At 72.7% G+C, this 7,744-nt stretch carries 5 protein-coding genes; all 5 read left to right on the top strand.

All coding sequences use genetic code 11. From position 1 onward, the window contains the following. The first annotated feature begins 167 nt into the window (after positions 1 to 167). From ACZ4QV_RS42125 to ACZ4QV_RS42105, 5 genes are read left to right on the top strand one after another with little or no spacing between them, the layout of a single operon-like run. Positions 168 to 1,439, top strand: a complete 1,272-nt coding sequence (locus ACZ4QV_RS42125) for a phenylacetate--CoA ligase family protein (protein WP_361161156.1) — start codon at positions 168 to 170, stop codon at positions 1,437 to 1,439. Beyond that, entirely contained in the window at positions 1,436 to 2,734 is a 1,299-nt protein-coding gene (locus tag ACZ4QV_RS42120) for an MFS transporter (RefSeq protein ID WP_467764532.1), read from the top strand. Before ACZ4QV_RS42125 ends, ACZ4QV_RS42120 begins: the two co-directional genes overlap by 4 nt. Further along, the gene (locus ACZ4QV_RS42115; protein WP_467764531.1) at positions 2,731 to 3,867 is read left to right on the top strand and encodes a GNAT family N-acetyltransferase; all 1,137 of its coding nucleotides are present in this window, start codon (positions 2,731 to 2,733) and stop codon (positions 3,865 to 3,867) included. Before ACZ4QV_RS42120 ends, ACZ4QV_RS42115 begins: the two co-directional genes overlap by 4 nt. Next, positions 3,864 to 5,018, top strand: coding sequence for a LuxE/PaaK family acyltransferase (locus ACZ4QV_RS42110; protein ID WP_467764530.1), 1,155 nt, complete (start codon positions 3,864 to 3,866; stop codon positions 5,016 to 5,018). Before ACZ4QV_RS42115 ends, ACZ4QV_RS42110 begins: the two co-directional genes overlap by 4 nt. After that, positions 5,015 to 7,513: an acyl-CoA reductase gene (locus ACZ4QV_RS42105; RefSeq protein WP_467764529.1), complete on the top strand. Its 2,499-nt coding sequence runs from the start codon at positions 5,015 to 5,017 to the stop codon at positions 7,511 to 7,513. The genes ACZ4QV_RS42110 and ACZ4QV_RS42105 overlap by 4 nt, the downstream gene beginning before the upstream one ends. The last annotated feature ends 231 nt before the right edge of the window (positions 7,514 to 7,744 follow it).

The following is a 7,744-nucleotide window of genomic DNA, read 5'->3' as shown; positions in this document are numbered from 1 at the left end:
TTGGCGCCACAAAGGTTATGATCGTTCGTCAGGTCGACAGTGACCGACCCGATGGGCCGGCGTACCGCGCTTGACGCGACGCCCGGCAGGCAGGCGGCGAGCACCGATCCTCGTCATGCCGCACAACCCTGCGTACCCCGCATTGTTACCCACAAGGCAAAGGCTACATGTCCGTCCACCAGCTATCGGACCTCATACGTTTCGCCCGTCATAACTCTCCTTTCTACGCCGAGCTCTACGCCGGACTTCCCGACCGGGTCGAGTGCCTCACGCAACTCCCCGTGGTGGACCAGAACGCGTTCTGGCAGGCGAATGCCCTCCGCGTCAATCGTGTTCTGACCGGGCCCCTCTCCGAAGCCGTCGTCTACAAGACCGGCGGCACCACCGGCGCACCGAAGTTCTCCTGCTACACACGCGAGGAATGGCGGGTATTCACCGCCGCTTTCGGACAGGGGCTCCTCGACGCGGGACTGCGCCCTGGACACCGCGTCGCCGACCTCTTCTACGCCGGCGAGCTCTACGCCAGCTTCCTCTTCGTCCTCGACTCGCTCGCCCAGGCCCCCGTCGACAATGTGCGCCTGCCCATCGGCGGCGCCGCCCCGCTGGAGTCGACGGTGCCCACCCTGGCGGACTTCGCCGTCCAGGTGGCGGCCGGCACACCGACCACCCTGTGCCGGCTCGCCGAACACCTGGTCGCGACGGGCCGTCAGCTTCCCTCCGTCGAGTTGCTGTTCTTCGGTGGCGAGGCGCTCTTCGACGACCAGCGGCGCCTGCTCGCCTCCGCCTTCCCGCACGCCGAGCCCCGCTCCCTCGGCTACGCCAGCGTCGACGCCGGCCTCCTCGGCCGTCCCGTGCCCGGCCCCGATCCGCGCGTGCACCGGGCGTTCAGCCCGCACACCCTCGTCGAGATCGTCGACGAGACGACCGGCGAACCCGTCACCGAGGCCGGCCGCCCCGGTCGCGTCCTGGTGACCAGCCTCTTCCGCCGCCTCATGCCCGTCATCCGCTACCCCGCCGGCGACCGGGCGGAGTGGACCGACCCCGCGGCCGGCCACTTCCGCATCCTCGGCCGGGCCGAGGAAGGCGTCCGCGTCGGACCCGTCTCCCTTTACACCCAGGACGCCCACGCCGCCGTCGCCGAGGCGGACACCGAGGGCCGCGTCACCGGCACCCAGCTCGTCGTCCGCCGCTGGAACGGCCGCGACGGCCTTGTCCTGCGCCTGGCCACCGCGCCCGGCGACGACGACCCGGCCGGACTCGACGTCCTCGCCAAGGAGATCGTCACCGCGCTCAACACCGCCCGGCCGCTCTACCCCGACAGCGAACGCGCCGGCATGGTGCACCCGCTGACCGTGGAATGGGTCCGGAACGGCGACCTCGCGGTCAACCCCCGCTCCGGCAAGCTCGTCCGCGTCCTCGACGAGAGGCCGACCGCGTGAGCACCCCCGACCCCTCCGGCGCGCCCAAGGGCCGCCGGCTGCCGCTCGTCCTGCGCAACCGCACCTTCGGCGCCGTCTGGCTGGCCCAGGTCCTGACCCAGGCCGCGGTGCGCATGTTCCAGGTGGGCGTGGCCTGGTGGCTGGTCGCCTACGCCGTCGGCGGCGGCCGCGGCCTCGCCTCCGGGCTGTTCATGGCGGTCAGTACCCTGCCCGCCGTCGCCCTCGCCCCTGTCGTCGCCCGGGCCGTGGCCCGCTGCTCCCGCCGCTCGCTGCTGCGCGCGGCGGCCGGCACCGCCGGACTGGCCACGGCCGCGCTGGCCGGCTGGGCGTACGCGGCCGAACTGCCGCTCGCGGCGGCCTACGCCGCGACCCTGGCCCTGGCCGCCTGCCAGGCCTTCTTCGACCCCTGTCTGACCACCTCCGTGCCGGAACTCGTCGACGACGAGGACATCGAGGCCGCCACAGGCTTCGAACTCTCCACCCAGTCCCTGGCGAGCCTCGGCGGCGCCCTGCTCGGCGCCCTGATCGCCGACGGGGCCGGCGTCGTGGGCCTCGCGGTGGGCTGCGCGGCGGCCTATCTGACGGCCGCGCTGCTGCTGACGGCGGTGCGTTTCCGCCCGGCCGCCGCACCCGGGGCCGCCACGGCGGACGACGCCGCCGGGACCGGAGGGCGGACACTGCGCCGGATCCTGTCCGGCCTGCCCCTCGTCCGCAAGATCCTGCTCTGCTTCACGGCCGCGAACCTCTTCACCACCGCCGTCTTCGTCGTCATCCCGCTCTACACCCGGTCCGTGCTCCACGACGACGGCTCGACCGTCGCCCTGCTGGAGGCGTCCCTGGGCACCGGCACACTGATCGGCTCCTTCACCGGAGCGCGCATACCCGGACGACCGACCGTCCTCAGCTCGTACTGCCTGGCACTGATGTCGCTCGCCCTGGCCCTGCCCGGTCTGCTGACCGGACGGCTGGTCTTCGCCGGCTCCCTCGTCGTGGCCGGCTGGTGCGTGGGCGTCATCGGCGTCCGCTTCGTGGCCCTCTTCCAGCGGCTGGTCCCCGCGGCCGACAAGCCCGGCTTCTTCGCCGTCATGCAGGCCGTGCTCGGCGCGACCTTCCCACTGGCCTCCCTGCTCTTCGGACTGCTCGGCGACCAGCTGCCCGTCCGGGCGCTGTGCCTGATCCAGGCGGCCGGCCTGCTGCCCGCGGCCTGCGTCCTCGCCCTGCTGCGCGAGCGCACGCCCGGACCCGCCGACCCCGCACCCCTTCCCGAAACCGTCCCCGTCGGAAGCGAGCGATGACCCCCGAGCTCCAGGCGGCCACCCCCGCCGACATCGCCGATCTGCGCCAGCTGTACTACGCGGTCTACGGACCGCACTACCCCGCCGGACTCGGCACCGACCCCGCCGAGATGGCCCGGCTCATCCAGGACCCGCACACCCTCTGGCTGGTCGCCCGCCGGCCGGGCACCGGCGCCCTCGTCGGATCCGCCGCCGTCCACGGCGAGCTCGTCAGCCGCATCGGCCGGCTCGAAGGCCTGGCCGTGCACCCGAAACACCGCACCGGCGGACTCGCCGGAGCGCTGACCGAGGCACTGTGCGAACGCACCCTCGGCACGGGCCTCCTCGACTCTGTCTACGCCACCGTCCGCACCATCAGCGCCGGTCCCCAGCGCGTCGTCGCCCGCAACGGCTTCCGCGCCCTCGGCATCCTGCCCAACGCCGTCGACCTCAGCAGCCGCGAGAGCCTTGCGCTCTACGCGCGTCACTCCTCAGGGGTGCTGGACCGCCGCGTCCCCGTGCCCGAGGTCCCCGCACCGCTGACGCCGCTGCTGCGCGCCGTCGAACAGAGCCTGGGCGTCAGCTACGCCGACACCCGGGCCACCGCCCCGCTCCCCGCCCCCGAACGGCCCCCCGCGGGACGGCTGGAGACGATCGAGGCACCGGCGTTCGTCCGCCGCCGCTTCCGCGAGCGCTTCCCCGACGCCGACAGCTGGTTCTACCCCCTGCACACGCCCAACGTGCTGCTGATGCCCGACGACGGCCACTTCGAGGTCTACGCTTACGTCAACCGCACCGGCAGCTACTGCGCGCTGATCGCCGCCCACCCCGGGCCCGCCGCGGCAGCGGCCTGGCTGGAGCCCATCACGCGCACCCTCACCCGGGCCGGCGCCGGCTACGTCGAGGCCCTGGTGCCCTTGGACCGGCACGACCTGCTCTCCGCCTTCCTCGCCCAGGGCTTCATCCCCAGCGCCCTCTACCCGGCCATGCGGGCCGAGGGCGACGGCTTCCACGACTACGCCGTGATGACCCACACCAACGAACAGATTGACTTCCGCGGCGTCGTCGACGACGGGCCGCTCCAGCCCTATCTGGACTCCTACGCGTCGGCCTGGGCGTCGACCTATCTGCCCACCCTCAAGGTTGCCTCATGAACAGCCACCTGGCCCCGATCGCCGTGCCGGACCCCGGGCTGCTGCCCCGGGTGGAGGAGCTGTGCGATCTGACCGACCCCTACGCTACCGGCCCCGCCGAGGACGAGCTGTTCGCCGCCGCCATGGCCGAGATCAACGCCTGGCACGCCGACCGCTCCCCGTTCTTCCGCTCGCTGTACGAGAGCACCGGCACCGACGCCGGCGCCCCCTACCGCGCCCCGCTCGTGCACGCGAACCTCTTCAAGCGGCACGAGCTGCTCTCCATCCCGCGCGACGCCGTCGACCTGCACCTGACCTCCTCCGGCACGACCGGCCAGAAGTCGCAGATGTTCTTCGACACCTGGACCATCCGCTCCGCCCAGCGCATGGTCGCCCGCATCTTCGACCACAACGGCTGGATCACCCCCGGCCAGGAGGTCAACTATCTCCTCTACAGCTACGAGCCGGCCCGCGACCTCAAGCTGGGCACCTCCTTCACCGACAACTACCTGTGCGACTTCGCCCCCGCCCGGCAGGTCGCGTACGCCCTGCGGAACACCGGCGGTGGCCACGAGTTCGACCCCTTCGGCTGCGTCGAGGCGCTGCGCCGCTACGAGCGGGACGACGCGCCCGTGCGCATCCTGGGCTTCCCCGCCTTCCTCTGGTTCACCCTGGAGCGGATGCGCGCCATGGGCCTGCCGCCCCTGCGCCTGTCCGAGGACTCCCTGGTGATCCTCGGCGGCGGCTGGAAGGGCAACGCCGACCGGCAGATCGGCAAGGACGAGCTGTACGCCCGGATCACCGAGCAGCTGGGCATCCCCCCGGAGCGGATCCGCGACACCTTCGGCTCCGTCGAGCACTGCATCCCGTACATCGAGTGCGACCACCACCGGCTGCACGCCCCCGTCTGGTCGCGCGTCGCCATCCGCTCCACGCGCACCCTGGAGCCGCTGCCGTACGGCGAGCGGGGCTATCTGCACCTCGTCTCGCCGTACATCACCTCCGTACCGGCGCAGAGCGTCCTTATGGGCGATCTGGCCTCCCTCCACCCGGGCGAGGAGTGCGGCTGCGAGCTGAACACCCCCTGGTTCACCGTGCACGGCCGCGCCGGCGTGAGCCGCAACCGCAGCTGTGCCGTGGCCGCCTCCGAACTGATGAAGGGAATGTCGTGACCGAGACGAACCACCAGCACTACTGGCAGGGCGCCTTCGTCGACGACGACGAGGCGGCCCGCCGACTGGCCGGCCTGCCCGCCGCCGTCGAGGCCGCGCTGGCCACCCCCCTGGACACCGAGACCGTGCTGGCCGCCTGCGACCGGCTGGCCACCGCCCTGCGCGACCCCGCGCACCCGGTGACCGCCCGCCTGGCCGCCCATCTGCCCGACGACGAGGACGCCTCGCTCCTCACCGAACTCGCCGCCTTCCTCAGCCGCCCCGAACTGACCCGCAAGCTCCGCCGCGAGCTCGGCGGAGCCACCCCCGAGCGGCTGGGCCGGCCCGACGCCAAGGAGACCGTCTACGAGGCGTGGGCACCCGTCGGCATGGTCGCCCACATCGCCCCCGGCAACGCCGCCACCGTCGCACCGCTCAGCATCGTCGAGGGACTGCTCGCCGGGAACATCAACGTCCTCAAGACCAGCAGCGCCGACACCCTCCTCGCCCAGCACCTGCTCGCCGAACTCGCCGCGTTCGACCCCACCGGGGCCGTCGCCGAGCGCGTCGTCGTACTGCGTTTCCCCTCCTCCCGCCAGGAGTGGCTGCGCCTGATGTGCGTGCCCGCCGACGCGGTCGCGGTGTGGGGCGGCGAGGCCGCCGTCGAGGGTGTCGCCGCCCACGTCCCGCCCGGCTGCCGCCTGGTGGAGTGGGGCCACCGGATCTCCTTCGCCTACCTCGCCTCGGACGCCTGGCACGACGGGGCCACGCTGTGCGCCCTCGCGGCGGACGTGTGCCTGCGCGAGCAGCAGGCGTGTTCCAGCCCGCAGGTCGTCTACCTCGACACCGAGGACGTCGACGAGGTCTTCGCCTTCGCCGAGCGCCTGGCCGGCGCCCTGGCCGCCGTGCCGCCCGCGCCCCGGGGCGAGGAGCTCGGCCCGGCCGAGGAGGCCGAGATCACCACCACCGAGCTGCTCGCCCGCCTGGAGGAGCACCTCGGTCTGACCCGCGTCCACGCCGCCCCCGACGGCTCCTGGCGCGTCATGGCCGACACCCGGCCCGCGCTCACCGCCTCACCGCTGCACCGCAGCATCTGGGTCAAGCCGCTGCCCCGCAAGCACCTGATCGCCACCCTGCGGCCCATGCGCCGCTACCTGCAGACGGCCGGTATCGCGGGCAGCCGCGCGGACGTCGCGGAACTCGCCCGCACCGTCCTGGCAGCCGGTGTCACCCGGGTCACCCCGGTCGGCGACATGCTGGGCAGCTACCCCGGCGAGCCCCACGACGGCGTCTACGCCCTCCAGCGCTACAGCCGCCGCGTGGCCGTCCGGGCCGACGAGCGCTTCGCCACCACCGCCTGCCTCGACGACCTGATCCGCCCGGTCGACGTCCCGCCGCCCGCCGGGCCGCTGCTGGACAAGGCCGCCGTCCAGGAACGCAACCGCGAGGTCGGCCGGGCCGACGCCGAGCTGTACTTCCGCAGCGGCGGTAGCACCGGCAGTCCCGCCCTCTCCCTCTTCACCTACGACGACTACGACACCCAGATGCACGCCGCCGCCCGCGGCCTGCTCGCCGCCGGCTACGACCCGGCCCGCGACCGCACCGCCAACCTCTTCTACTGCGGCGACATGTACGGCGGGTTCATCAGCTTCTTCTCCATCCTGGAGCGGCTCGGCGGCGTCCAGCTGCCGATGACCGCCGGCCCCGACCACCGGGCCACCGCCGAGACACTGATCGCCCACCAGGCCGACACCCTCTTCGGCATGCCCTCCTACCTGTGGCAGCTACTGCACGACCAGGCCAACCTGCTGCGCTCGTACGGCGGCATCCGCAAGATCTTTTACGGGGGCGAGCACTTCACCGCCGAACAGCGCCGCGTCCTGGCCGAGACCTTCAGCATCGAGACCGTCCGCTCCATCACCTACGGCAGCACCGACCTCGGCCCGCTCGGCTACCAGTGCGTGGAGAGCGAGGGCAGTGTCCACCACCTCCACGCCGACCTGCACACCCTGGAGATCGTCGGCGTCGACGCCGACCGCCCGGTGCCCCCGGGCGAGACCGGCCGCCTCGTCTTCACCACCCGCGCCCGCCGCGGTCAGAAGCTCGACCGCTACGTCATCGGTGACCTAGGCCGCGCCGTCCCCGGCCCCTGCCCCTGCGGCAGCCGGGCCCCGCGCTTCGAACTCCTGGGCCGCACCGGCGACGTGATGCGCGTGGCGACCTACTTCCTCAACTACCGCCGCTTCGTCACCCTCGCGGAGGAGACCGGCTACAGCGGGGAGCTCCAGCTCCTGCTGTCCGCCGACGGCCCGCGCGAACGCCTCACCGTCCGCGTGGAGCACACCGGCACCGGCATCAACCACCTGCGGGACGCGCTCCTGGCCGGCTACCCGGAGCTGCGCACCGCGGCGGACGAGCGGCTGCTCGACGTCGCGGTGGAAGCGGTGGACAGCGCCGGCTTCGCGCGCACGCCGACCACCGGCAAGCTGCGGACGGTGGTGGACGCCCGCGGCTGACGCCCGCCAACGGGGTGGCCTTACGATCATCCCGATTCGCACACAGGAACAGGGAGTGGGCTGTCCGGAAGGCGACGGTGACGCCCGAGGGTGACCGGATCCGATGGGTGGAACTGCCGGGGGAGGATGGCCATGAGCCCTCACTTGGGCGTCCATTCCGTCATCGTCTCGGAACCTCACAGGCGCAAGACCCCCGCGAGGCGACACCTATCTTGGTAACACGCCTGCTAT

This window comes from Streptomyces sp. NPDC026394 (genome assembly GCF_055567735.1).
Note: the sequence above shows the minus strand (reverse complement) of the source record. Positions and strands in the feature narration are given on the sequence as shown.

Bases quoted from the DNA above. Each gene is read 5' to 3' on its own strand.
- ACZ4QV_RS42115 (WP_467764531.1), top strand. From the start codon at position 2,731: ATGACCCCCGAGCTCCAGGCGGCCACCCCCGCCGACATCGCCGATCTG.
- ACZ4QV_RS42125 (WP_361161156.1), top strand. From the start codon at position 168: ATGTCCGTCCACCAGCTATCGGACCTCATACGTTTCGCCCGTCATAAC.
- ACZ4QV_RS42110 (WP_467764530.1), top strand. From the start codon at position 3,864: ATGAACAGCCACCTGGCCCCGATCGCCGTGCCGGACCCCGGGCTGCTG.